Source organism: Streptomyces sp. SID14478 (genome assembly GCF_010548525.1).
In the GTDB taxonomy this organism is placed as follows: Bacteria; Actinomycetota; Actinomycetes; order Streptomycetales; family Streptomycetaceae; genus Streptomyces.
Map to the genome: position 1 here is coordinate 73,528 of NZ_JAAGMG010001065.1, position 25,235 is coordinate 98,762.

Annotated in this window: 21 protein-coding genes; 14 read left to right on the plus strand and 7 right to left on the minus strand. The window is 70.5% G+C overall.

Features of this window, described 5'->3' with window-relative positions; genetic code table 11:
• The first annotated feature begins 222 nt into the window (after window positions 1-222).
• The 6 genes from G3I40_RS34325 (at window position 223) to G3I40_RS34350 (ending at window position 9,109) form a co-directional block, all read left to right on the plus strand.
• On the plus strand, window positions 223-2,145 hold the full coding sequence (locus tag G3I40_RS34325) for a glycogen debranching N-terminal domain-containing protein (protein ID WP_203645269.1): 1,923 nt from the start codon (window positions 223-225) through the stop codon (window positions 2,143-2,145).
• 106 nt (window positions 2,146-2,251) lie between these two features.
• Entirely contained in the window at window positions 2,252-3,013 is a 762-nt protein-coding gene (locus tag G3I40_RS34330) for an NUDIX domain-containing protein (protein WP_164558746.1), read from the plus strand.
• A gap of 147 nt (window positions 3,014-3,160) precedes the next feature.
• Window positions 3,161-5,083, plus strand: coding sequence for an ABC transporter ATP-binding protein (locus G3I40_RS34335; RefSeq protein ID WP_164558747.1), 1,923 nt, complete (start codon window positions 3,161-3,163; stop codon window positions 5,081-5,083).
• Between the two features lie 163 nt (window positions 5,084-5,246).
• Window positions 5,247-6,131: a FadR/GntR family transcriptional regulator gene (locus G3I40_RS34340; RefSeq protein ID WP_164558748.1), complete on the plus strand. Its 885-nt coding sequence runs from the start codon at window positions 5,247-5,249 to the stop codon at window positions 6,129-6,131.
• A gap of 438 nt (window positions 6,132-6,569) precedes the next feature.
• Complete coding sequence (locus tag G3I40_RS34345) at window positions 6,570-8,105, plus strand: RNA polymerase sigma factor (RefSeq protein WP_164558749.1); 1,536 nt, start codon at window positions 6,570-6,572, stop codon at window positions 8,103-8,105.
• A gap of 173 nt (window positions 8,106-8,278) precedes the next feature.
• Window positions 8,279-9,109 (plus strand): serine protease, encoded by an 831-nt coding sequence (locus G3I40_RS34350; protein WP_164558750.1) that lies wholly within the window; start codon window positions 8,279-8,281, stop codon window positions 9,107-9,109.
• Between the two features lie 94 nt (window positions 9,110-9,203).
• Here G3I40_RS34350 and G3I40_RS34355 read toward each other — a convergent pair whose 3' ends face one another.
• A complete protein-coding gene (locus G3I40_RS34355) occupies window positions 9,204-9,434 on the minus strand; it encodes a hypothetical protein (RefSeq protein WP_018535956.1) in 231 nt (76 codons plus the stop codon).
• 441 nt (window positions 9,435-9,875) lie between these two features.
• Between G3I40_RS34355 and G3I40_RS34360 the strand changes: the two genes are divergently transcribed.
• From G3I40_RS34360 to G3I40_RS34385, 6 genes are all read left to right on the plus strand, one after another.
• Window positions 9,876-11,999: a DNA topoisomerase IV subunit B gene (locus tag G3I40_RS34360; protein WP_164558751.1), complete on the plus strand. Its 2,124-nt coding sequence runs from the start codon at window positions 9,876-9,878 to the stop codon at window positions 11,997-11,999.
• Window positions 12,000-12,136: 137 nt separating this feature from the next.
• Window positions 12,137-12,643, plus strand: coding sequence for a DUF1453 domain-containing protein (locus G3I40_RS34365; protein ID WP_164558752.1), 507 nt, complete (start codon window positions 12,137-12,139; stop codon window positions 12,641-12,643).
• Complete coding sequence (locus G3I40_RS34370) at window positions 12,640-13,797, plus strand: histidine kinase (protein ID WP_164558753.1); 1,158 nt, start codon at window positions 12,640-12,642, stop codon at window positions 13,795-13,797. The genes G3I40_RS34365 and G3I40_RS34370 overlap by 4 nt, the downstream gene beginning before the upstream one ends.
• Window positions 13,794-14,495, plus strand: a complete 702-nt coding sequence (locus G3I40_RS34375; RefSeq protein WP_164558754.1) for a response regulator transcription factor — start codon at window positions 13,794-13,796, stop codon at window positions 14,493-14,495. Before G3I40_RS34370 ends, G3I40_RS34375 begins: the two co-directional genes overlap by 4 nt.
• A 52-nt stretch (window positions 14,496-14,547) precedes the next feature.
• On the plus strand, window positions 14,548-15,177 hold the full coding sequence (locus tag G3I40_RS34380; RefSeq protein ID WP_164558755.1) for a DUF485 domain-containing protein: 630 nt from the start codon (window positions 14,548-14,550) through the stop codon (window positions 15,175-15,177).
• Window positions 15,174-16,778: a cation acetate symporter gene (locus G3I40_RS34385; protein WP_164558756.1), complete on the plus strand. Its 1,605-nt coding sequence runs from the start codon at window positions 15,174-15,176 to the stop codon at window positions 16,776-16,778. The genes G3I40_RS34380 and G3I40_RS34385 overlap by 4 nt, the downstream gene beginning before the upstream one ends.
• Window positions 16,779-16,824: 46 nt before the next feature.
• On the opposite strand, the gene G3I40_RS34390 is transcribed toward G3I40_RS34385, so the two are convergent.
• From G3I40_RS34390 to G3I40_RS34405, 4 genes are all read right to left on the minus strand, one after another.
• Entirely contained in the window at window positions 16,825-17,502 is a 678-nt protein-coding gene (locus G3I40_RS34390; RefSeq protein WP_164558757.1) for a response regulator, read from the minus strand.
• The gene (locus tag G3I40_RS34395) at window positions 17,499-19,142 is read right to left on the minus strand and encodes a sensor histidine kinase (protein ID WP_164558758.1); all 1,644 of its coding nucleotides are present in this window, start codon (window positions 19,140-19,142) and stop codon (window positions 17,499-17,501) included. Before G3I40_RS34395 ends, G3I40_RS34390 begins: the two co-directional genes overlap by 4 nt.
• 78 nt (window positions 19,143-19,220) lie before the next feature.
• A complete protein-coding gene (locus G3I40_RS34400; RefSeq protein ID WP_164558759.1) occupies window positions 19,221-20,147 on the minus strand; it encodes a sucrase/ferredoxin-like family protein in 927 nt (308 codons plus the stop codon).
• 27 nt (window positions 20,148-20,174) lie between these two features.
• Window positions 20,175-21,443 carry a citrate synthase gene (locus G3I40_RS34405; protein WP_203645271.1) on the minus strand — a complete coding sequence of 423 codons (1,269 nt, stop codon included), beginning with the start codon at window positions 21,441-21,443 and terminating at the stop codon, window positions 20,175-20,177.
• Between the two features lie 111 nt (window positions 21,444-21,554).
• On the opposite strand from G3I40_RS34405, the gene G3I40_RS34410 reads away from it, so the two are divergent.
• Window positions 21,555-22,724: a citrate synthase/methylcitrate synthase gene (locus G3I40_RS34410; RefSeq protein ID WP_164558761.1), complete on the plus strand. Its 1,170-nt coding sequence runs from the start codon at window positions 21,555-21,557 to the stop codon at window positions 22,722-22,724.
• 51 nt (window positions 22,725-22,775) lie between these two features.
• On the opposite strand, the gene G3I40_RS34415 is transcribed toward G3I40_RS34410, so the two are convergent.
• Both G3I40_RS34415 and G3I40_RS34420 read right to left on the minus strand, forming a co-directional pair.
• Window positions 22,776-23,012 carry a hypothetical protein gene (locus tag G3I40_RS34415; protein ID WP_164558762.1) on the minus strand — a complete coding sequence of 79 codons (237 nt, stop codon included), beginning with the start codon at window positions 23,010-23,012 and terminating at the stop codon, window positions 22,776-22,778.
• Between the two features lie 95 nt (window positions 23,013-23,107).
• Entirely contained in the window at window positions 23,108-23,608 is a 501-nt protein-coding gene (locus tag G3I40_RS34420) for a DUF6082 family protein (protein WP_203645272.1), read from the minus strand.
• A gap of 328 nt (window positions 23,609-23,936) precedes the next feature.
• Here G3I40_RS34420 and G3I40_RS34425 point away from each other — a divergent pair, with 328 nt between their 5' ends.
• Window positions 23,937-25,073: a GTP-binding protein gene (locus G3I40_RS34425; RefSeq protein WP_164558763.1), complete on the plus strand. Its 1,137-nt coding sequence runs from the start codon at window positions 23,937-23,939 to the stop codon at window positions 25,071-25,073.
• Window positions 25,074-25,235 lie beyond the last annotated feature (162 nt).

Genomic DNA, 25,235 nt, shown 5'->3' on the forward strand with positions numbered 1-25,235 from the left:
CGCGTCCTGCGCGGTGCGTGCGCCGGGGAGGTGTCGACGGTGACGGCGGATGCCGCGCGGCAGCCCCCTGCGTCGCTCCTCGACGGCGGCCTCGTCCCGATACGGGACACCGGTCCGCAGCCTCCGCCCCGTCGGCCGCACACGACCTCGCCCGCTGCCCCACCGGCAGGCCGGACCCCGGTGACTCGACGGGCTTCCGAACTTCCGTCCACCCACCGGGCGTTGATCTGCGTGGCTCTGCCCGGTCTCGCGATCTCCTCCGACGAGGAAGGGCAGCTGACGGCCCGCGGGCTCGAAGGCTTCTACCGTGGAGGGCGCAGGCTTCTGTCGCGCTGCCAGATCCGGGTGGCGGGCCGCGAACCGCTCGCCGTGCAGGCCCGCATGGTGGCGGCCGACCGTGCGCGTTTCGTGGCGACCGTGCGCGCGGCCCCGGACGCGGGGCCGGATCCGGATGTCGTGGTGGAGCGGATCCGGCACGCGGACGGAACCGAACGCATCACGCTCCACAGCTCTGCTCCGCGGCCGCTGCGGCTGCCTCTGGAGGTGGCGCTCGCCACGGACCTGGCCGAGCTCGGAGCGGTGGCCTCCGGGAACGCGGGGCCCGAAGTGCCCGCGACCGTCCACGACGCGGGCATGCGCTGGTCGTCGCCCACCGGCCATGCCGTGGTCACCACGACACCCGCACCCATGGACGCCCTGGCCTCCGCAGGCTTGCTCCGCTGGGAGATCGACCTGCCACCCGGAGGCTCGTGCACGGTGGAGCTCAAGGTGCGGGCGGACGGTGCAGGGTTGGGCAGAGCGGCCGGGCACGGTGCGGTCCGGCCACTCGCCCCGGCCCGGGCACACGGCGACGACCCGCGCGTGGGGCCCCTGCTGCGGACCTGCATCGACGACCTGCAAGCACTCCTGGTGCGGGATCCAGCGCATCCGCCGGACGTGTATCTGGCCGCGGGCGCACCCTGGCGTTGTGGCCCCGCCCCTGCCGAGGCGCTCGCGGCCGCACGCATGGCGCTGCCGTTGGGAACCCGCCTCGCGGGGAGCACGTTGCGGGCCCTCGCGCGCACGCAACAGGCGGAACCGGGAGGGGATTTCGGGCGCCTGCCCGGTCCACTGCGACACATGGGCACGGGCCTGCCCCCGAGCTGCACCGGTATCGAGGCCACCCTGCTGTTCCCCGTGCTCCTGGCGGAGGCCCGGCGCTGGGGCCTGGCCGAGCAGGAGGTCGTGGAGCTGCTGCCCGCGGCGGAGCGATGCCTGCAGTGGTTGCGCACGGCCGTGCGCGAAGGGCCGTATCTGCCGGATCCGGGCCCTGGCGGACCGCTGCGGTGTGAGACCCAGGCCCATGCCCACCGGGCAGCGGTCCTCGGCGCCGACCTGCTCGACGCGTACGACAGAGCCGGCGGCGCGGAGCTGCGCCAGTGGGCGGAAGAACTGCGCCGACGGTTCCGGCAGGACTTCTGGATCGAGGACCGGGGAGGCGGCAGACCCGCGGCGGCACGCACCGTCGACGGGCGTCCGGTCCCGTATCTCGGCAGCAGTGCCGCCCACCTCCTGGACACCGGACTGCTCGGAGCGGGCGTGCACGCGCCGAGTCTCCTCGACAAGGTGCAGACCGAGCAGCTCGCGCGTCTGCTGGGCGGTCCAGGTCTGGACTCGGGCTGGGGACTGCGCACGTTGGGCGTGAAGGAGGCGTTGTACAACCCCTTCGGCCACCGCGGGGGAGCGGTCCGCGTCCAGGAGACGGCGGTCGCCGTCGCGGGGCTGGCCGTCGCCGGGTACGAGAAGGAGGCGGCCTCGCTGCTCGGGGGAGTCCTTGCCGCGGCGGAGGCCTTCGGCTACCGGCTGCCCGAGATGTACGCGGGGGAGCAGCGCGTCGAGGGAGCAACTCCGCTGCCGCATCCGGCCGCCTGCAGACCCGCCGCCGTCGCCGCGGCCGCGGGCGTGCACCTCCTGGCCACCCTCGCGGGTATCCGCCCGGACGTTCCGGCGGGCACGGTGACGCTGTCCCCGGTGCGCAGCGCCCCGCTCGGGGAGCTCGGGCTGACCGGCATGCGCGTGGGCGGGCACGCCTTCTCCGTACGGGTCAGCCGGCTCGGCCTCGCCATGGTGGAGGAGGCCGCGGACACCCTGCAGCTGGGGGTGTGACCCTTTGGGCGGGGCCGTCCGGACCTCTGAGCGAACAGCCTCACGAAGTGCGGAAGCAACAAGCGAAGGGAGTGTTTATCGTCAGGCAGACGACTATGATCGTTCCATGTCGCCCTACGACCCGTCGGCCTTCCCGCCCTTCGCTGTCACCGTCGACCTGGTCGTGCTGACCGTGCGCCGCCACGCCTTGTGTGCGCTGACGGTACGCCGAGGTGAGACGCCGTTTCAGGGGCGTTGGGCGTTGCCCGGTGGCTTTGTCCGGGAAGACGAGGATCTGACAGCCGCGGCCGCGCGTGAACTCGCCGAGGAGACGGGGCTCTGCGCCCACGATCCGGCCGGACCCGCGCAGGACAACGGCGCGCACCTGGAGCAGTTGGGCACCTACGGCGACCCGAAGCGGGATCCTCGGATGCGAGTGGTCAGCGTCGCCCATCTCGCGCTCGCCCCCGACCTGCCCGCACCGCGCGCGGGCGGCGACGCACACAGCGCGCGCTGGGCCCACGTCGAGGACCTGCTCGGCAGGAGCGGCTACGGGCGGGAGGGTGAGCCGGCCGCACCGCTCGCCTTCGACCACGCCCAGATCCTGGCGGACGGGGTCGAGCGAGCCCGCTCGAAGATCGAGTACTCGTCGCTGGCCACGGCGTTCTGCCCGCCGGAGTTCACCGTCGGTGAGCTGCGCCGCGTCTACGAGGCGGTCTGGGGCGTCGCACTGGATCCGCGCAACTTCCATCGCAAGGTGACGGGGACCCCCGGCTTTCTGGTGCCGACCGGGGGGACGACGACCCGTCAGGGCGGCCGCCCCGCCCAGCTCTTCCGTGCGGGTGGGGCCACGCTCCTCAACCCGCCGATGCTGCGACCGGACATCTGATCCCGCCGCCGACGGGGCGCGGCGGCCCCCTGCCCGAAAAGCCGGAAATATCGCGTTATCTTGCTGCAGTACCCGCGGGGTTCATCGGCCGCCCAGCGGCGGACGGACCCCGGCCGCCGAGCGGTCGCCCATCCTGCGAGAGAAGCGATGATCCAGGCCATCGGACTGACCAGCAACGCCCGTAAGGAGAATCCGCCCACGGTCGACGACGTGTCCTTCGAGGCGCACGCGGGCCGTGTCACCGCACTGCTCGGTGCCCGAGGAGCCGGCAAGACGACCGTGGTGCGGCTCATGCTCGAACTCCAACAGGGCCGTGGCATCACCTACTTCAGAGGCCGCCCCCTGCATCGCATCACGTACCCCGCTCGTGAAGTCGGCGTCCTGCTCGGCGATGTGCCCGGACATCCGGCCCGTACGGTCCGCGGACAGCTGCGCATGCTGTGCTCGGCCGCCGGGGTTCCGGTCCAGCGCGCCGACGAAGTGCTGGAGGTCGTAGGTCTGGTGAGCCTGCGCGACCAACGTCTGGGCACCCTGTCCCGCGGCATGGACCGGCGGCTCGGCCTGGCCTGCGCCCTGCTCGCAGACCCGCACACGCTGGTCCTCGACGGCCCCGCGAGCGGACTGTCCCACCGCGAGAGCAAGTGGCTGCACGGGATTCTGCGGGCCCATGCGGGGCTCGGCGGCACCGTCCTGTTCACCACCGACGACCCCAAGGAGGCGGCGCGGACCGCCGACCGGGTCGTCACCCTCGACGAGGGCGCAGTGGCGGCGGACCAAGACGTCAGCGACTTCGCGCGCACGCGACTGCGTCCCCGGGTCGCCGTCCGCAGCCCCCACGCCGCACGTCTCGGCGTCCTGCTGACCAAGGAAGCGCGCACCGCCAAGCGCACCGTCGAGGTGGTCCCGGAGGACGGCAGTCGGCTGTCCGTGTACGGCAGCACCTGCGCGGACGTGGGGGAGACGGCGTTCCGCCACGGAATCCTGGTCCACCAACTCGCCGACGAGATCGGGGACGCGGGCCCTGCGGTGGCACGTGCGCTCCCTCCGGCCGACAGCCCGAACGGGCAGGCCACGGCCGTAGGAGCCGATACCGAGACCGGTGAGCGGCCCTCCGACGCGCGCGACGCCGACTCCCTCAACACAGGGGCCAGGTCGAGCACGTTCGTGGCGCTCGTCGACACCACGCCCGTGTCCAAGGCCACCGGTGCTACCGCTGACGACCCGGGCCGCCCCGAGAGTTCGTCGACCAGGGGCGGGTCGGCCCTGCCCGACCTGCCGCCGCCCATCGCCGTCCGCCACGCGCGCAGCCCGCTGCGTCCTTTGCGCTACGAACTGCGCCGCGCGACCGGCATCGCCACCGGATACGTCACCGCCGCTCTCGTCCTTGCGCTCTCCGCGCTCCTCTCGGTGGTGCTCGCGCGCGCCGGGCACACCCCGCAACCCCGCCTCCTCGCCGCCTGGCCACAGGAGCTGCCCCTCCCGCCCGCAGCCCTGGGCGCAGGGTTGCTCGGAGCCTTCGCCTTCGGTGACGAATTCCGCCATCCCGCGCTAGCCGCCGACCGGGGCACCGTCCCCCGCCGCCTGGGACTGCTGGCCGCCAAACTGCTGGTCGGATCGGCGACCGCCCTCATCCTGGCCGTCCTCGTCATCGGCTGTGACGCGGCGCTGCTCCATCTCGTATACGGATCGGAGCTCACTCAAGTTCCCGCGGACTGGCCCTCGTTGAGCGCGAGCTGGCTCGTACTCGTCGTGGCGTGCTCCTGGGCAGGCGTTCTCGCGTCCGGCGTGTTCCGCTCCACCGCGGCCGGACTCGCGGCTGTGGTGGCCGTTCCCATCGTCATCGTGCCACTCGTACAAAAGGCCTTGGAGGGTCCGTCTGTGCGAACGGCGGCGGGACTTCCGGTCAGACTGCGAGATCTCGCTCTGGTGCACTGGCCGTTCGGCGCGGAGCGGTTCGTCGCCGCCGGAGTCCGGATGATCGCCCAACCCGTCGGCGGGGCGCTGATGTTGTCGCTCAGCGCTCTGCTCTGCGCATATCTGCTCATGGTGCTGCGTCCCAGGGTGCGATGACGACCGTCCGGCGCCTTCCTTTCCCCCGCCGCACACAACTCCCCCTGGAACGCCCATTTCTTTCCGATAAGGCGTCAATTGCAGCGAGGGAGGAGATCACCCTTTCGTGTGCTTTTCACCAAAGACCTCAAGGGAGTTGGAGGCGACGCCGACAACTCATTCCGTGAGTACCCTTGCGCACACCATGATGACCGCCGCCCGCTCCGCCGACTCAGGCCTCGCAGGACCGGGCGAACTCGACCGCTATCCCTACGGGGAGTCGGCCGCCGACCGTGTCGGCGCCCCCGTATGGGACAGCCCGGACCAGGATCTCGGCCGTGTCAGCCGGCGTGCCGCGGGCAGCCGGGGCCGCGGTCTGCACGGCCAACTCGTCCAGCAATTGGGGCAGATGATCGTCTCCGGCGACCTGGGCGCCGATCGCCCGCTGGTGCCCGAGGAGATCGGCCAGCGTTTCGAGGTGTCCCGCACCGTCGTCCGTGAGTCCCTCCGTGTTCTGGAGGCCAAGGGCCTGGTCAGCGCCCGGCCGAACGTGGGCACGCGCGTGCGTCCGGTCAGCGACTGGAACCTCTTGGACCCGGACATCATCGAGTGGCGTGCCTTTGGACCGCAGCGTGACGATCAGCGCCGGGAGCTCAGCGAGCTGCGGTGGACGATCGAGCCGCTCGCCGCGCGCCTTGCCGCCGGCCATGGCCGTGAAGACGTGCAGCAGCGCCTTGTCGACATGGTCGAGATCATGGGACACGCGCTCGGGCAGGGGGACTCGATCACGTTCTCCCGCGCCGACGCGGAGTTCCACTCGCTGCTCATCCAGCTCGCCGGAAACCGCATGTTGGAACACCTGTCCGGCATCGTCTCGGCCGCCCTTCAGGTCTCGGGCGGACCCGTCACCGGTTGTGACCGCCCCAACGAGACCTCCGTCGGGCACCACGGCCGCATCGCCGACGCGCTCGCCGCGGGCGACCGCTCCGGTGCCGAGGCGGCCATGCGCCAACTGCTCATCGTTCACCCCGAGGTCGAGCGCGTGGTGCCGGCTCCCCGCGAGCACTGACCGCGCCGAGGCCGTCAGCGAAGCGAGGGAGTACGAACCTGGTGTCGCCGGAACGGCGCCCCTTCATGTGCCGTGCGCATGTGTAGGCGGGCGCTGTCCGGCGACTCGGACGTGTGGGCGGCCCCTGGGGAGGCTGCCCACATGGGTCTTCGTTCGCTCGAACAGCGCCACGACCTGACCGGCTCTGCCCGTATCCGTCAGTTTTTGACCGCTTACGGGGTGTGACTCGGGCCACGCAGATTGGGCGTAACGCTCTTCGGGGCCACGCGATGACCTAAGAGGTGATAGCCGAGGAAGGAATACAGCAGCCGTTCGTGGCGCTGTGTATCTCCCCGGCCCTGCCCGCGCCGTCGACCCATCCCCAAGTCGGCGGTCGTCGGCTCCGGTCCACACAGGACGGGGCCGGAAGCCGTTTTCCAACGTTCCGAGAGGTTGTTCGTGTCGGCCAGCACATCCCGTACGCTCCCGCCGGAGATCGCCGAGTCCGTCTCTGTCATGGCGCTCATTGAGCGGGGAAAGGCTGATGGCCAGATCGCCGGCGATGACGTGCGCCGTGCGTTCGAGGCCGACCAGATTCCGGCCACTCAGTGGAAGAACGTTCTGCGCAGCCTCAACCAGATCCTCGAGGAAGAGGGTGTGACGCTGATGGTCAGTGCCGCTGAGCCCAAGCGTCCCCGAAAGAGCGTCGCAGCCAAGAGCCCCGTCAAGCGCACCGCCACCAAGACCGTCGCGGCGAAGACGGTCACCGCCAAGAAGGTCGCTGCCACGGCCGCTCCGGAGCCGGTGGTCACCGAGGACGTCGCTGAAGAGGTCGAGCCGGCCAAGAAGGCCGTCGCGAAGAAGACGGTTGCGAAGAAGGCCGTCGCGAAGAAGGCCGTCGCCAAGAAGACCGCCGCCAAGAAGACGGGCGGCAAGAAGGACGACGAGCTCCTCGAGGACGAGGCGTCCGAGGAGACCCCCGCCGCTGCCGCCAAGGAGGGCGAGGAGACCCCCGAGGGTCAGGGCTTCGTCCTGTCCGACGACGACGAGGACGACGCGCCCGCGCAGCAGGTCGCGGCCGCCGGCGCCACCGCCGACCCCGTCAAGGACTACCTCAAGCAGATCGGTAAGGTCCCGCTGCTCAACGCCGAGCAGGAGGTCGAGCTCGCCAAGCGCATCGAGGCCGGTCTGTTCGCCGAGGACAAGCTGGCCAACGCCGACAAGCTCGCCCCCAAGCTCAAGCGCGAGCTGGAGATCATCGCCGAGGACGGCCGCCGCGCCAAGAACCACCTCCTGGAGGCCAACCTCCGTCTGGTGGTCTCCCTGGCCAAGCGCTACACCGGCCGCGGCATGCTCTTCCTGGACCTCATCCAGGAGGGCAACCTCGGTCTGATCCGCGCGGTCGAGAAGTTCGACTACACCAAGGGCTACAAGTTCTCCACGTACGCCACCTGGTGGATCCGTCAGGCGATCACCCGCGCCATGGCCGACCAGGCCCGCACCATCCGTATCCCGGTGCACATGGTCGAGGTCATCAACAAGCTCGCGCGCGTGCAGCGCCAGATGCTCCAGGACCTGGGCCGCGAGCCCACTCCGGAGGAGCTGGCGAAGGAACTCGACATGACCCCCGAGAAGGTCATCGAGGTCCAGAAGTACGGTCGCGAGCCCATCTCCCTGCACACGCCGCTCGGCGAGGACGGCGACAGCGAGTTCGGTGACCTCATCGAGGACTCCGAGGCCGTCGTTCCGGCCGACGCGGTCAGCTTCACGCTCCTCCAGGAGCAGCTGCACTCGGTCCTCGACACGCTCTCCGAGCGTGAGGCGGGCGTCGTCTCCATGCGCTTCGGCCTCACCGACGGTCAGCCGAAGACGCTCGACGAAATCGGCAAGGTCTACGGGGTGACGCGTGAGCGCATCCGCCAGATCGAGTCGAAGACGATGTCGAAGCTGCGCCACCCGTCGCGCTCGCAGGTCCTGCGCGACTACCTCGACTAGTCACCAAGGCGGCTCCGGCCGCTGTACGGCTCTCTGAAGGCCCGGCACGCCCCGTCCGCGGGTGTGATGCCGGGCCTTCGGCGTACGTGGCTGTGGGCGGATCCTCGCGGTGCGTGGAGGGCACAGCTGAATCACTCTGGGTGTTCCCTAGCAACCCAGAGTGAGGAGACCGAATGCGTCGTCCTTTCGCGAGAGCGCTGACAGCACCGCTGGCCGTGCTGGCCGCGGCGGTCGTGTTGCCCCTGGCCCCGTCGGTGCCCGCATTCGCCGATGAGGGGGTCATCGGGGGGCAGCAGGTCCAGGTCTCGGGCAGCCCGTGGGTGGTGGCGCTCGCCAGTCGTGACCGGTTCGGGGGTACGCGCGCGGGACAGTTCTGCGGTGGTGTGGTCGTCGCACGCTCGACGGTCATCACCGCGGCGCACTGCCTGAGCGAGGACGTGCTCGGGGCGCCGCGCAAAGAGGTGCGGGACCTGAAAGTGATTGCGGGCAGGGACGATCTCCAGTCGTCCGAGGGCGTGGAGGTCGCGGTCCGCAGTGCGTGGGTCAACCCGGACTACGACGGGGCCACGAACTCCGGCGATGTGGCGGTCCTCACACTGGCCGCACCGCTGCCCGGGGGATACGTGATCCCGATGGCGGATGAGGGCGACCCGGCCTACGAACCGGGGACGGGAGCCGACGTCTACGGATGGGGTGACACGACGGGGGCCGGTGACTACGCGCGCGTGCTGCGCGCGGCGCACGTGAAGGTGCTGGCCGACGCCGTGTGCGAGCGGGCGTACCCGGGCAGTTCGGACGGGAGGTACGTGCCCGCGACGATGCTGTGCGCGGGGGAGCCGCGCGGCGGCAAGGACGCCTGTCAGGGCGACAGCGGTGGTCCGCTGGTCGCCAGGGGCAGGCTCATCGGCCTGGTGTCATGGGGGAGCGGCTGTGGACGGGCGGGGAGCCCCGGCGTCTACACCCGGGTGTCGGACGTGGTCCGGGTGCTGCGGGAGCACGCCTGACGGATACGAGGACGGGCGGCCGCCCCTGGGGTGCAGGGTTGGCCGCCCGATCACCGGCCTGATGCCGGAGCTGGCTCGTCGTGGGTGCGAGGCGTCAGCGTTCCTCGGTTTCGGCACTTGCCGGGGCAGCGGTGAGCCGCTCCGTCTCGTCCTGTATCTCAGCGGCGATCTTCTTGAGTTCCGGCTCGAACTTGCGACCGTGGTGGGCGCAGAAGAGCAGTTCACCACCGCTGATCAAGACGACGCGCAGGTATGCCTGGGCGCCGCAACGGTCACAGCGGTCAGCCGCCGTCAGCGGGCTCGCGGGGGTCAGAACAGTAGTCACGTCGCCTCTTCTCTAGCTCGACGAGCTGTCGTACCAGGGTCAACATCCAACCAGGCCGAAAACGTTCCCGCTCGCGGCTTTTCCTCGAAAAATTTCTCCGAGACCGGCTGTCTGTTGCCGGGTGGCGGCGAATGTGCCGTATTGCGTCTCTTACGTGTCTTACGGGTTCGCGCGTTCTGTCAGGTCGGTCCTCCCGGCCGGCTTGCCGGTTGTTCATGAGGACGTGCCCGGAGCCTAAATGGTTCATGCCTGGAAGGGAACGTGATGTGGGCTTCACTCCAACGAGGGATCGAACACTCATGCGACCGTGGACTAGTCTGGGCTGAGGTTGAGGGTGGCGTGACAACGGCTCTACCAGGCCTCGGTACCCTCTGACGGTCGACCGACGCCGGCTCTTTACCCATAAGGGCCCCATCTGAAATTCAGCGAGGAGCGAACCGCGTGACCGCCGAAACGTCCGTGCCGTCCACAGCGCTGCTGACCGGAGCAGACCGGGACGGTTCCAACTACACCGCGCGGCACCTTCTCGTCCTCGAGGGGCTCGAAGCCGTACGCAAGCGTCCGGGCATGTACATCGGCTCGACCGACAGCCGCGGTCTGATGCACTGCCTCTGGGAGATCATCGACAACTCCGTCGACGAAGCTCTCGGCGGCCACTGCGACCACATCGACGTGATCCTGCACGACGACGGCTCCGTCGAGGTACGGGACAACGGCCGCGGCATCCCCGTGGACGTCGAGCCCAAGACCGGCCTGTCCGGAGTCGAGGTCGTCATGACCAAGCTCCACGCGGGCGGCAAGTTCGGAGGCGGCTCGTACGCGGCCTCCGGCGGTCTGCACGGCGTGGGCGCCTCCGTGGTGAACGCGCTGTCGGCCCGCCTCGACGTCGAGGTGGACCGCAGCGGACACACCCATGCCATCAGCTTCCGTCGCGGCGTCCCCGGAGCGTTCTCCAAGCCCGGCCCGGACGCCCCCTTCGATCCCTCGGCGCGACTGAGCAAGACCAAGAAGGTGCCGAAGAACCGCATCGGCACCCGGATCCGCTACTGGGCGGACCGGCAGATCTTCTTGAAGGACGCCAAGCTCTCGCTGGAGAACCTGCACCAGCGTGCCCGCCAGACCGCGTTCCTCGTGCCCGGCCTGACCATCGTCGTACGCGACGAGCTCGGCCTGGGCGACGGCGGCAGCAAGGGCGAGGAGTCCTTCCGCTTCGACGGCGGCATCAGCGAGTTCTGCGAGTACCTGGCGCAGGACAAGCCGGTCTGCGACGTCCTGCGCTTCACCGGACAGGGCAGCTTCAAGGAGACGGTCCCCGTGCTCGACGAGCACGGGCAGATGACGCCGACCGAGGTCACCCGTGAGCTCGGCGTCGACATCGCGATGCGCTGGGGCACCGGCTACGACACGTCCATCAAGTCGTTCGTGAACATCATCGCCACCCCCAAGGGCGGCACCCACGTGAGCGGCTTCGAACGGTCGCTCACGAAGACGATGAACGAGGCGCTGCGCTCCCAGAAGCTGCTGCGCGTCGCCGAGGACGACATCGTCAAGGACGACGCTCTGGAGGGCCTCACGGCCGTCGTCACGGTGCGTCTGGCGGAGCCGCAGTTCGAGGGCCAGACCAAGGAGGTCCTGGGCACCTCGGCGGCCAACCGGATCGTCGCCAACGTGCTGGCCAAGGAACTCAAGGCGTTCCTGATGTCCACCAAGCGCGACGCCAAGGCGCAGGCCCGTTCCGTGATGGAGAAGGCCGTGGCCGCGGCCCGTACGCGCATCGCGGCCCGCCAGCACAAGGACGCGCAGCGCCGCAAGACGGCCCTGGAGTCGTCGTCCCTGCCCGCGAAGCTCGCGGACTGCCGCAGCGACGACGTGGAGCGCAGCGAGCTCTTCATCGTCGAGGGCGACTCGGCGCTCGGCACCGCCAAGCTCGCGCGGAACTCCGAGTTCCAGGCGCTCCTGCCGATCCGCGGCAAGATCCTCAACGTTCAGAAGTCGTCCGTCTCGGACATGCTGAAGAACGTGGAGTGCGGCGCGATCATCCAGGTCATAGGAGCGGGGTCCGGCCGGACCTTCGACATCGACGCGGCGCGCTACGGGAAGATCATCCTGCTCGTGGACGCCGACGTCGACGGCGCGCACATCCGCTGCCTGCTCCTCACGCTGTTCCAGCGCTACATGCGGCCCATGGTCGAGGCCGGCCGCGTCTTCGCCGCGGTGCCGCCACTGCACCGCATCGAGCTGGTCCAGCCGAAGAAGGGCCAGGACAAGTACATCTACACGTACTCGGACCGCGAGCTGCGCGAGACGCTGCTGGAGCTGCAGCGCAAGGGCACGCGGTACAAGGACTCGATCCAGCGCTACAAGGGTCTGGGTGAGATGGACGCGGACCAGCTGGCCGAGACGACGATGGACCCGCGCCACCGCACGCTGCGCCGGATCAACATCGGCGAGCTGGACGCCGCGGAGCAGGTCTTCGACCTGCTGATGGGAAATGACGTGGCGCCGCGCAAGGAGTTCATCAGCAGCTCCGCGGCGACCCTCGACCGCTCGCGCATCGACGCGTAGCACCATGCGGCTCCACCCCTGGGTGGAGCCGCATGATCCACCCAGGATCCACCCCGGCTCCGATCCGCTGAGCTGCTGGTTTCCGTAGCTTCGAAGGCGTTGAACAGTTCGCCCTCGAAAGCCTTACGGAGGCCGTCATGTCCGGGCTGAGCACTGTGATGGTGATCGTCGCAGTCGTCGCGCTCGTCCTCGTGCGTCAGTTCAGGACACAGCGCCTGTCCTCGGACCGCAGGTGGTGGTTGCTGCCCGCGATCCTCGGCTTCCTCGCGATCAAGGACGGCGCCCTGCTGGACGCCCACCACGTGGCGGGTTCGGTGGCTCTCGTCGTCGTCGAGCTTCTGGTCAGCGTCGGCATAGGGATCGGCTGGGCGGTCACCACCCGCGTCTGGAGCGACGAGCGGGGCGACGTGTGGGTCAAGGGCACGGCCGCGACCGCCGGCACCTGGATCGGGGGCATGGTGGCCCGGGTGGGCGTCGTCGGCCTGGGGCTGGCGTGGGGTATCCATCTCGGCACGTCGACCCTCATGCTGGGCTTCGCCGTCTCGCTCCTGGTGCGCTCCGGACTGCTGATGCTCAGGGCCGGGAGCGAGCGCTCGACGTACGTCGGTCCGGCCGTGCAGCCGGTCTGGGAGGACATGAGGTGACCCGCAGGCACTGGACGCAATGGCCCTCGCGGGAGGCGCTCTCCCGCGAGGGGCTGACGCGTGCCCGGCGGATGCTCACGCGCTTCGTACGGTTCTGCGTGCTCGCGGTCCTCGTGTGGACCGCCGTCAATCAGCGGGGCGTCGACGACTGGGCTCTTCTCCTGCTCCCGGTGCTGCTGATCGCGAGCGTCGCCGCCGCATGGGCCTTCTTCCGCACGACCCTGGACCACCGGTTGTGGCCTTCTCTGGGACTGCTCGCCTTTCTGGTCGCCGTCGCGATCTTCACCCAGTGGTCCGGGTTCATCGGTCCGGCGCTCGTGTTGTGGTGCGGCTGCGCCGTCTCCGCGCTCGAGCGGCTGCCCCTCGCCGCCTCGGTGCCCGCCACCGCGGCGTCCCTCACGGGGTTCGCCCTGGTCAACAACGACGCCTGGCTGACCACCGCGGTCATCGTCGTGGGGTTGTGCCTGTCCGGGTACGTGCTGAGGCTCGATGCCGAGGCCCGGGGCAATGCCCAAAGGCTGCTGGTGCAGGAGCGGGCGGCGCGGGCGGCCGAGGCGGAGTCGGCGGCGCTCGCCGAGCGGTCCCGTATCGCCCGCGAGATCCACGACGTCCTCGCGCACAGCCTCTCCGCGCAGCTCGTGCACCTGGAAGCCGCCCGGCTCCTCATCGAACGGGGCGCCGACCGGGACCAGATCCTGGAGCGGGTCGTCGCGGCGCGCGGCATGGCCCGCGACGGACTGTCCGAGACGCGGCAGGCCCTGTCCGCGTTGCGTGGCGACATGACTCCGCTGGAGGACTTCCTGCGCGAGCTGGTCGCCTCCTCGGACGGGGCCTCGCTGTCCGTGGCGGGCGAGCGCGGTCCGCTGGCGGCGGAGGCCTCCCAGGCGGTCCGCAGAGTCGCGCAGGAGGCACTGACGAACGTACGCAAGCACGCTCCGGGCGCGAAGACACAGATGCGGCTGGAGTACGGGCCGGTCGAAGTGGCCCTGGAGGTACGGGACTCGGGGGCGTCCCGGCCTCAGGGAGAACTCACTGTCAGTGGCTCCGGTTACGGTCTGTTGGGGATGAGGGAGCGCGCCGAGTTGCTGGGCGGCACGCTCGAGGCAGGACCGTGCGAGGAGGGGTTCATGGTCACGTTGAGGGTTCCGCGGTGAGCAGGGCCGAGGCAGGGGCGGTCAGGCCTGCGGCCCGTGTGGTGGTGATCGACGACCAGACGGTGGTGCGCGAGGGCATCGTGATGCTGCTCGGGCTGTTGCCGGGGATCGAGGTGGTCGGCGCCGGGGGAGACGGCGACGTCGCGGTGGAGCTCGTGGCCGAACTGGCCCCGGACGTCGTCCTGATGGACCTGCGCATGCCGCGCTGCGACGGTGTCGAGGCGACCCGGCGCATCCGCGCGGAGTATCCCGGGACCCAGGTCGTCATCCTGACCACGTACGCGGACGACGAATCGCTGTTCCCGGCCCTTAGGGCGGGAGCGCGCGGTTATCTGACGAAGGACGCGGGCGGGGACGAGATCGTGCGGGCCGTGGAGGACGTGCTGTCCGGCGACGCCGGGCTCTCGCCGAAGATCCAACGGCGCCTCCTGGAAAGACTGTCGCAGCCCGAAGCCGTCGCGCCCGGGCCCAAGGAGCCGCCGGACGGCATCACGACGAGGGAGGCAGAGGTCCTCGTGCTGATCGCCGACGGGCTGACCAACCACGAGATCGCGCGCGAGCTCCAGGTCTCCACGGCGACGGTGAAGACGCACATCAACAACCTTTTCGCGAAGACCGGGCTCAAGGACCGGGCCCAGGCCGTCCGTTACGCCTACCGTCACGGACTCGCGAAGCCACCGGAGTCGTCCATCACCTAATGGGGTGAAGGGCTTGCGAGGAGAGTCCGGGATCTTCCCGGTCTGTCCATCCTTGGGCACGCGGCCGCAGTGGGCCGCGGACAAGGAGAGTTCGGTGGACAAGCACGACGGGCGCGAGACGGCGCAGTCTCGGGCAGGTGATCGCGGCGGCTTGGGCGATCCCTGGTACGACGCGCTGGCCTCTGGGTGGGGCGAGTGGGACGGCACGGGTGCGTCGGCACCCGTTGTGCCCGCCCAGTCCGCGCACCGGGAGCGGAGTACGGCGGGGGTTTATCTGGAGGTGCAGCGCAGTGCCGCCTTCCAGCAAGTGCGCGGGCGGTACCGGAGGTTCGTCTTCCCCGCGTGCGCGATCTTCTTCGCCTGGTACGTCGCGTACATCGTGGCGGCCACCAGCGCGCCCACGTTGATGGCCCGCCCTGTCGCGGGCTCCGTGAACGTGGCGATGGTCGCGGGGCTCGGTCAGTTCGCCAGTACGTTCCTGCTGACATGGCTGTACGTGCGCCACGCCAGGCTGCACCGGGACCGGGCAGCTCTCGAACTGCGCTGGGACACACAGGAGATGACCCGAGGAATCGACGCATCCCCTCGCGTGAACGGTTCCGCGCGGGTGAACGGGACGGCGACGGCGCACGGGACGGGTCACCAGGACGGTTCGGCGCTCAGTGAGGGTGGCCAGCGATGACGGGAACCCATCAGACCCTGGCGCTGGTCCTGTTCAGCGTGTTCGTGGCGGTCACGCTCGCCATCACCACCTGGGTGGGCCGCAACCGGCACGGCTCGGCGGAGGAGTTCTACGCGGGCGGCCGGCTCTTCTCGCCGATGGAGAACGGTTTTGCCATCGCGGGTGACTACATGTCGGCCGCCTCGTTCCTCGGTATCTCCGGACTGATCGCGCTCTTCGGGTACGACGGCCTGCTGTACTCGGTCGGCTTCCTGGTGGCCTGGCTCGTCGTGCTCTTCCTGGTCGCCGAACTGGTGCGCAACTGCGGCCGGTTCACGATGGCCGACGTCGTGGCGGCCAGGATGCGGGAGCGACCGGTCCGCATCGCGGCGGGAACTTCCTCGGTCACCGTGTCCGTTCTCTATCTGGTGGCGCAGATGGTCGGCGCGGGGAGCCTCGTCGCGCTGCTGCTGGGTGGCGAGAGCGGGGGCGCGCAGGCGTGGACCGTCGTCGGCGTGGGCGCGCTCATGGTGATCTATGTGTCGTTGGGAGGGATGCGGGCCACCACGTGGATCCAGATCGTCAAGGCCGTCCTGCTCATGGGCGGGACGATCGCCCTGACGGTGCTCGTCCTGGCCCGCTTCCACGGGGACTTCGACGAGCTGCTGCGCACGGCCGCGACGCGCAGCGGGCACGGCTCCGACTTCCTCGTGCCCGGCCTGAAGTACGGCGGGAGCTGGACCGCGCGCTTCGACTTCATCAGTCTGGGCCTCGCGCTCGTGCTCGGCACGGCGGGCCTCCCGCACATCCTGTCGCGCTTCTACACGGTGCCGACCGCGCGGGCCGCCCGCCGATCGGTCGTCTGGTCCATCGGGCTCATCGGCAGCTTCTACCTGATGACGATCGTGCTCGGGTTCGGCGCGGCGGCCATCGTGGGCTCCGACGCCGTCCGGACCTCAAATGCCGCGGGGAACACGGCAGTTCCGCTGCTCGCCCTCGATCTGGGCGGTGGCGCGGACTCCACGGGCGGCACGGTGCTGTTCGCGATCGTCGCCGCGATCGCCTTCGCCACGATCCTCGCCGTCGTCGCCGGGATCACCCTCGCCTCCTCGGCCTCCGTGGCGCACGACCTGTACGCGTCGCTGCGCAGGCACGCCGGGAAGCACGGAGGAAAGCAGCACAGCGAGGTCGCGGTGGCACGGGTGGCCGCCGCCGGGATCGGTGTGCTCGCGATCGCGCTCGGGCTGCTCGCCCGCGATCTGAACGTCGCGTTCCTCGTCGGCCTGGCCTTCGCCGTCGCCGCGTCCGCCAATCTCCCCGTGCTGCTCTACTCGCTGTTCTGGCGGAACTTCACCACGCGCGGAGCGGTGTGGTCGGTGTACGGCGGACTGGTGCCGGCACTGGCGCTCGTCGTGCTGTCACCGGTGGTCTCCGGGAGCCCCACGTCCCTGTTCCCGGGCGTCGACTTCCAGTTCTTCCCGCTGGAGAACCCGGGGCTCATCTCCATCCCGCTCGGCTTCCTGGCCGGCTGGCTGGGCACGCTGACCAGTGCCGAGCCGCCGGACGAGGCCAAGCACGCGGAGACGGAGGTGCGCTCCCTCACCGGCGCGGGAGCCGTGTGACACGCAGCCGACCGGGCCCGGCGGCTCCGGCTGCCGGGCCGATCGCTCAGCGGCTGGCGGCCCACACGTAGCGGTGTTCGGGCCGCCCGGTGTCGCCGTACTTGAGGCTCAGCCGCACCCGCCCCGTGCGCTCCAGCAGCTTCAGATAGCGCTGCGCGGTCTGGCGGCTGAGCCGGGTCCGGTCGGCCAGCTCCTGCGCGGAGAGCGGCCCCTCGGCGTCCATCAGGGCCCGGCGGACGAGTTCGGCCGTGGTCGGGGAGTGCCCCTTCGGGAGCTCGGGCGTCGGGGTGGCCGACAGCGCGCCGAAGATCCGGTCGACCTCCGCCTGTTCGGCCTCGCCCCCGCCGTCCAGGGTGCGGCGCAGTACCGCGTAGGCCTCCAACTTGCCGCGCAGACCCGCGAACGAGAACGGCTTGACCAAGTACTGCAGTGCCCCGTGCCGCATCGCGGACTGCACGGTGGCCACGTCGCGGGCCGCGGTCACCATGATCACGTCGATCTGGTGGCCGCGCTCGCGCACCGTGCGCGCGACATCGAGACCCGTCTCGTCCGGGAGGTAGTGGTCGAGCAGGATCAGGTCGATCGCGAGATCCTCGACCCGCTGCAGTGCCTCGGCAGCGCTGTGCGCCTTGGCGGCCACCCGGAATCCGGCCATCTTCGCCACGTAGGCGGCGTTCACGTCGGCGACGCGGACGTCGTCGTCGACGACCAGGACCTCGATCATCGGACCTCCTGGGCGGGGCTCGGCACGGTGTCGGTGAAGGCTTCCGGAAGGACGACGACGAAGTCGGCTCCCCCGGTGGGCGACGCCTTCACTTCGGCCGTGCCGCCCTGGCGTTCGGCGAGCCGTCGCACCAGCGCGAGCCCGATCCCGCGCTTGCCGTGTGCCGGCGGCTCCTTGGTCGACCAGCCTTCCACGAAGACGCTCTCACGATGGTCCGCCGGGACCCCCGGGCCCGTATCGCGTACCCGAAGGACCGCGGCACGGCCCTCCGCTCGCAAGGACACCTCTACGCGCGCGTGCCGCCCCGAACCGGCGGCGGCGTCCAGGGCGTTGTCCACGAGGTTGCCGACGATCGTGACCAGCCCACGCGGATCGACGAGCCGGTCCGGCAGCTCGGTGTCGCGGGAGATCTCCAGCGCGACCCCGCGTTCCGCGGCGACCGTCGCCTTGCCCACCAGGAGCGCCGCGAGCAGCGGATCCTGGATCTTCTCGGTGATCTGCTCCGCGGTGACCCGGTGCGCGCCCGCGACCTCGCCGACGAACTCCGCCGCCTCTTCGTACATCTCCAGCTCCAGCAGCCCCAGCAAGGTGTGCATGCGGTTGGCGTGCTCGTGGTCCTGGGCGCGCAGCGCGTCGATGAGGCCGCGGGTGGAGTCGAGTTCGCGGCCCAGCTGCTCCAGCTCGGTGCGGTCGCGCAGGGTCGCCACGGCGCCCCCGTCGTCGGTGGGCATCCGGTTGGTGACGAGGACGCGATGGCCGCGCACCGTCAGCAGGTCGGTCCCGGTCACCCGGCCGGCGAGCACGTCCGTCGTCCGGCCGGGGCCCAGCGCGCCGTCCAAGGTCTGCCCGATCGCCGCGGCGTCCACGGCGAGCAGGCGCTGCGCCTCGTCGTTCAGCAGCCGTATCCGACCGGTCCTGTCGAGCGCGACGACGCCCTCACGGATGCCGTGCAGCATCGCCTCGCGCTCGGCCAGCAGAGCGGAGATGTCCGAGAACGCCAGGTCACGCGTCTGCCGCTGCACCCGGCGCGAGATCAGATACGCGGCGAGCGCGCCGACCGCCAACGCGCCGCCCGCGTAGGCGAACAGGCCGGGGATCGCGTGGACGAGGCGCGCGCGGACGCTGTCGTACTCGATGCCGACCGACACCGCGCCCACGATGGCCCCGTCAGCGTCCTTCAGGGGCACTTTGCCGCGCGCGGAGCGGCCGAGGGTGCCGTCGTCGATCTCCATCACCTTGCGGCCCGCCAGCGCCCGGCGGGGGTCCGTCGAGACGACCTTCCCGATCTGGCCGCGATCGGTGTGCGACCAGCGCACCCCGTCCTTGTTCATGATCACGACGTACTCGGCGCCGCTGGCCCGCCGGATCCGCTCGGCCGCGGCCTGCACGGGGCCCCGCGTGGTCGGCCGCGAGGACCGCAGGTCGGCGGCGATCTGCGGCTGCGCGGCCGTGGTCTGCGCGATGGCCAGGGCGCGCCGCATGGCCTGGTCGTCCAGTTGGTCGCTCAGCGGCGCGAGGAACAAGCCGGTCGCGAGCACGGCCACCCCGGCGGCGATCGCCACCTGCATCAGCAGGACCTGCGCGAACACGCGCCTCGGCAGACCGAGACGCAGACGGCGGGTGGGGACGGACGTGCTCATGAGGACGAACGGTACGGGGCCTTCCGGTCCCGTTCGAAGCCCTTGTGGCGCGGATCTCGTACGTCCTCGCAGGCGTCGTCAGCCGAGCGCCGCGGGAACCTCACGCACAGCCACGACGTCCATACGCGCCGGTGACCCGAGGGCGCCGCCGCAGCTCTCCGGGCGAGGCGGGAGGGAGGCGCCCTGGGCGACCGTCACGCGCCAATGGCGTCCGTCGGTGTGGGCGACGCTGACCTCCCAGTGCGGCACGTCACCTGCCACGGCCTGTGTCCTGACGACCGTCAAGGCGGCGGCACCGTCCACGTGGGCAGTGCGGCGCACCGCCAACTCCGCGGCCTGGCCCGGACGTTCCCAGGCGGAGCTGCCGCGGCAGCCGTCGGTCACGATGCGTTCCAGGCGCACCGCCTCCAGGATCTCCTTCACGTCCGCCGCCGTGGCCCTCGCGTAGGCGTACCCGTACGGCAGCACCAGGAGGGTGGGGGAGAAGCGGTGGCCGCCGAGATGTGTGACCTCCCAGACGCCCTCGACTCCGGAGCGGGCGAGTTCGGAGGCCAACGGCCGCCCTAGTAGCGCGCAGCAGCGGTCCCGCTTGCCATTGGTGCAGACGAGCGCGAGCGGTGCACCTGTATGCGGCTCACCGAAGCCTCCGTGATGGCCTGCTCCCAAGGCGGCGAAGTCGAGCCCCAGCAGTTCTTCGGGCCTCTGGGTGGTGGTGCTGCGCAGCCAGGCGTTCCCCGGAGTCGTGTGGGCCACGTACACCTGCTGCCGAGCCGGAGCGTGGCAGTCGGCATGCCGCCCGGGGCGGCGCACGAGGGCGACGCGCACTCCGGTGCCCTCGGCGGCCGCCTCCAGGGCGCGGCCCACGTCGGGATCGAGATGGCTGGAGGTCAGGGCCTTCGCTCCCCAGGGCCCCGGCTGCTCGATCAGCAGCCAGGTGCGGGCGGTGGCCGCGGTCCCGGCGGGAGATTCGGCAAGATCCAGCGAGGCGGTCGCGCACGTACTCACGCAGGGGAGCCTAACCCGCCTGCAGGGTCACTCCTCCCCGGGCGTCGACGGGAGGGGCTGCGGTGGACGCGGGCCTACGTAGTGGCCTGTCGGGCGCATACGTAGGGGGCGCTCCCCGTACTCCTCCAGGGCGTGGGCGATCCAGCCGGCTGTCCGCGCCACCGCGAAGATCGTCTCGCCCGCTTCGGCGGCCATGCCGTACGAGGCGGTGAACGCGGCGAGGGCGAGGTCCACGTTGGCGTGCAGGTCCGTGTGACGGGCGGTTGTCGCCACGACGTCGCGGGCCGCGGCCAGCGCGGGCTGTGCGGCGGGCAGCTCCTCCAGTGCGGCGAACAGGGCCGTCGCGCGCGGATCCTCACCCTTGTAGAGGCGATGGCCGAGCCCGGGGACGCGGCGCCCCGCGCGGAGTTCGTCGGCCACCACATGGCCCGCGCTGCCCCGGTCGAGGACGTCGAGGAGCATGCGGTGGGCCAGGCCGCTCGCCGCGCCGTGCAGGGGGCCTTCCAGGACGCCCAGACCCGCGGAGACCGCCGCGTAGGCGTGCGCCCTGGCCGACGCGGCGACGCGGACGGCGAGGGTGGACGCGGCCAGGTCGTGGTCGACCAGGAGGCCGAGTGCCAGGTCCAGGGCGCGCAGGGACGCCTCGTCGGGCTCCTTGTAGGACAGGCGGCCCCACAGGCGCCGGGCGATGGGCTCGCCGTCCCTGTAGGTGCTCCGCCGGAGCGGGAGCGCGGCCGCGAGCGTCGGGATGAGGGAGCGCGCGGCGCCGAGGACGGAGTCCTCGGACAGGTCGTACCGCAACGGATCGACTGTCGCGGCCGCCACGGCAGCGACCCGCAACTGGTCCACGGGGCTGCTGTGTTCGGGCAGGGCGCACACCGCCTGACGGGCCGCGGCGAGGGATTCCGCGGGGGCGGTGAACCCGGCACCGGAGCGCAGGGAGCCCGTCCAGAGCCACTCGGCGACCTCCTCGTACGAGTGGTCGGCGGCCAGCTGCGCCGCGTCGACCCCCCGGAAGAAGTACCGGTCCTGCTCGATGAGGGTGAGCCGGGTGCGCACCGACAGTTCGTCAGGGCCCGAACTCGACGTGCCCTCCCGCCTGTTGCGTCGGGCGAGGGCCTCGACCTCGGCGGCGTCGAAGGTGCTCCCGCGCCTGCCCTGGCCGCGCCGGCTGGAGAGCTGTCCGCGGCTCACGTACGCGTACACGGTCTCCGGCTTCACGCCGAGCAGCTCGGCGGTCTCCCTGGTGCTGAGTCGACGGGCCTGCTGTGCCGCTGCCGGTTCTTGATCCCTCATGCGCGTCACCGTATCCGCATCGTGAAGCATTGATCGTGACGTATTGATGCAATCAATATTGACAGAGATTGAGTCAATCATGGACAGTCGAATCAAGTCCAGGGAGGAAACATGCCGATCAACGGGACAACTGCCACCCCCGTCCTCGACGTACCGCGAGGGCTCGCCGGCGTCGTCGTCACCGACACCGCACTCGGTGACGTCAGGGGGCGCGAGGGCTTCTACCACTACCGCCAGTACTCGGCCGTCGAGCTCGCGCAGACCCGCGGTTTCGAGGACGTGTGGCACCTGATGATCCACGGTGAACTGCCTGATGCGGGGCGGTCGGAGGCGTTCGCCCGCGAGACGGCGGCGCTGCGCGTGCTGCCCGACGAGGTGCGGGCCGCGCTGCCCGCCGTCGCCCGCGCCGGATCCCGTTCCGGGCCGCTCGCCGGGCTGCGTACGGCGCTCTCGCTGTTCGGCGCCTCGCGCGGTTTCCGCCCCGTCTACGACATCGACGCCGACCGCCGTCGCGCGGACACGCTCGCCGCGGCGGCAGTGGTCCCCACGATGCTCACCGCGCTCCACCGGCTCGGCGAAGGGCTGGACCCGGTAGAGCCGCGCACGGATCTTTCGTATGCGGCCAATTACCTCTACATGCTGACGGGTGCGGTGCCGGAGCCCGCGCATGCGCGAGCGATCGAGAAGTACCTCATCTCAACCATTGATCATGGCTTCAACGCGTCCACGTTCACCGGTCGCGTCATCGCCTCGACGGGCGCGGACGTCGCCGCCTGCCTGGTCGGTGCGGTCGGCGCCCTGTCAGGGCCGTTGCACGGCGGTGCGCCCAGCCGGGCGCTCGACACCCTGGACGCGATCGGCACCCCTGACCGCATCGACGCGTGGATCCGTGAACGGGTCCTGGCCGGGGACCGGATCATGGGTTTCGGGCACCCCGTGTACCGCACGGAGGACCCGCGCTCGCGCATGCTGCGCGGTATCGCGGAACAGTTCGGCGGGCCGCTGGTGGAGTTCGCCGTCGAGGTCGAGCGTCATGTGGAGGCGATCCTGGCGGAGCTCAAGCCGGGGCGTGAACTCCACACGAACGTGGAGTTCTACGCGGGCGTGGTCATGGAGCTGTGCGGCCTGCCGCGCACGATGTTCACGCCGACGTTCGCCGCCGCGCGGGTGATCGGCTGGAGCGCCAACATCCTTGAACAGGCACAGGATTCGAAGATCATTCGGCCGGCGGCCAGGTACGTCGGGGCCGAGCCGCCGGTAGCGGTGCCGTTGCCGCAGTGACGCGTGAGACCCGGCGCACGATGCGCCGGGTCTCCGTCCGTCGGCCCGCGCTCACAGGTCCGGGATGTCCGCCTTGGCACGTACGAGGGTGTCCCGCGTGATGACGACGATCCGCTCGTAGTCGGCCCGCGCCGCATCGGACGGAAGTTCCGTGTCGAGCGTCTCGGTGGCATCCGTGCCGATGACGGCGAAGCTGCCGTCGGCGAGCTCGAAGATGTCGGGGCAGGTCTGGCCGGAGGCGCTTCCGCGTTCGCGGGGAGACGCACCGATGCGGCGCACGATTTTCAAAGGGATCCCGGTCCTTGGCACATGGGTGGGGAAGGAGCGGGGCAAGAGTAGCCGTTCGGGACGCCTGGTGTGGCCGCAGGATACGCCAACTGGGTTCATTCGCAAGGAGGTTCGCCGACGACCCACCACTCGTCGGTGTCCGCTCCCTCTTGGTCCTGCAGGAGCTGTTCCACCATGCGGCCGAGCTCGGCCTCGTCCGATCCGTCGTCCAGGCTGGCGCGATGGTGCCTGGTGGCGGTCAGGTAGTCGCGGACGATCCGGTTCTGGCAGATCACCCGAAGGTGGCCGTAGAGCTCGCGACGGCTCAGGGCGCCGATGCGGTGGAAGTACAGGGCGTTGGTGTAGAGCGCGTTGGCGAACAGGAACTGCCGCTGCCGTTCCGGCGGCACCGATTCCTCGTACGTGTCGAGGACCGCTGCCAGGGCCGGATCGTCCATGGCCTTGCAGAGCAGGTCGAAGTGGAGCCGGTGCTGTTCGGTGAGGGCGGCGTGCCTGCGCCAGCGCGTCACCAGTCCGGCCAGCGATTCCGCGGCGGTGGAGGCACCGGTCGCCACCGCGGCGGCCAGTGCTCGCGTCCCGTAACTCTTTGTGGCCATGTCAACCCCCGATACAGGCGACCGTCCGCCGGTCGTGGGGTGCGGGTCGACGGGCAAGGGACCGGCGAAGCGGTGGGCGGCGCGCTTGCCGTCTCCCAGGATGCCGAGCGGCTCTGATCGGCTGGGAGGCGGAGAGGAGGCGCGCGGAAGCATGCTCGGGTCGCGCGAACCGGCGCCATGTCCAACGTCTGCCCCGGGAGTGGAGCTAACAATCGTTTACTACGCGGCCTTTCTACGCGCGCCTATTGTGGGGCGGCATTCATTCTTCGTACGAGAGCCGGTCCGGATCGGCGCGCGCGCCCGCGTGATCCGGTGTGAGAGAGGTCGTGTGTTGAGCAAGGCGAGCCCGCAGCAGATCCCCGTCGTCGTCCTCGCGGGCTTCCTCGGTTCGGGGAAGACCACGCTGCTGAATCACCTGCTGCACCGCAGCGGCGGCACGCGGATCGGTGCCATCGTCAACGACTTCGGCGCGATCGAGATCGACGCGATGGCCGTGGCGGGGCAGCTGGGCGACTCGACGGTCGCGCTCGGCAACGGATGTCTGTGCTGTGCCGTGGACGCCAGTGAACTTGATGTGTACCTGGACAAGTTGACTCGTCCCGTCAATGACAGTCATGTCATGGACGTCATCGTCATCGAGGCGAGCGGCATCGCGGAGCCGCAGGAGCTGGTGCGCATGGTGCTGGCCAGCGAGAATCCCCGGATCGTGTACGGGGGACTGATCGAGGTCGTCGACGCGGCCGAGTTCGACGCCACCCGGGAGAAGCATCCCGAGGTGGAACGGCATCTCGGGATCGCGGACCTCGTCGTGGTGAACAAGGGCGACCGGGTGGCGGAAGCCGAGCGGGAGCGCGTCCTGGGCGCCGTGCGTGCCCTCGCCGGACGCGCCGCAGTGGTCTCCGCGTCGTACGGCCGCATCGACCCGGAGCTGCTCTTCGACTGCCGTCCCACGACGGAGCGGATCGGACAGCTGTCGTTCGACGACCTGCACCGGCACGACGGGAGCGGTGCACACGACGCGCACCTGCACTCCGCCTACGAAAGCGTGGCGTTCACGTCCGAGGTTCCCCTTGAGCCGCGCCGGCTGATGGCCTTCCTCGACAGCCGGCGCGAGGGGCTCTACCGCATCAAGGGGTACGTCGACTTCGGTGCGGGCGACACGGCCAACCGGTACGCCGTGCACGCCGTCGGGCGGTTCCTGCGGTTCTATCCCGAGCCGTGGCCGGCCGGACCACGCCTGACGCAGGTGGTCCTCATCGGTTCGGGCATCGAAGCGGAGGCGCTCGCCAAGGAGCTCACCGCGTGCAAGAACGACGCCCCACACACCGTGGACGAGCACAGCATGTGGGGCGTTCTCCGCTACGTACAGGACAAGTCCCCCGTAGAGGGCGAGCCTCTCGCACAGGACGAGCCTCTCGCGCAGGACGAGGACGAAGCGGGTGGCTACGAAGCGGCGGGCAGCTAGGGCGTGTTGTGAAAGTCCCGCCTGCCCCGCGACGCCCGGCACGCACGCTCGCGGCGTTGCCGAAGCGCCCGCATAGCTCCGCTATGAGGACGCTCCGGCGCCTTGCGATCGCACGCACCGGACGCCGCGGGGCCCGCCCTTCGGGCGAACGACGGGACTTTC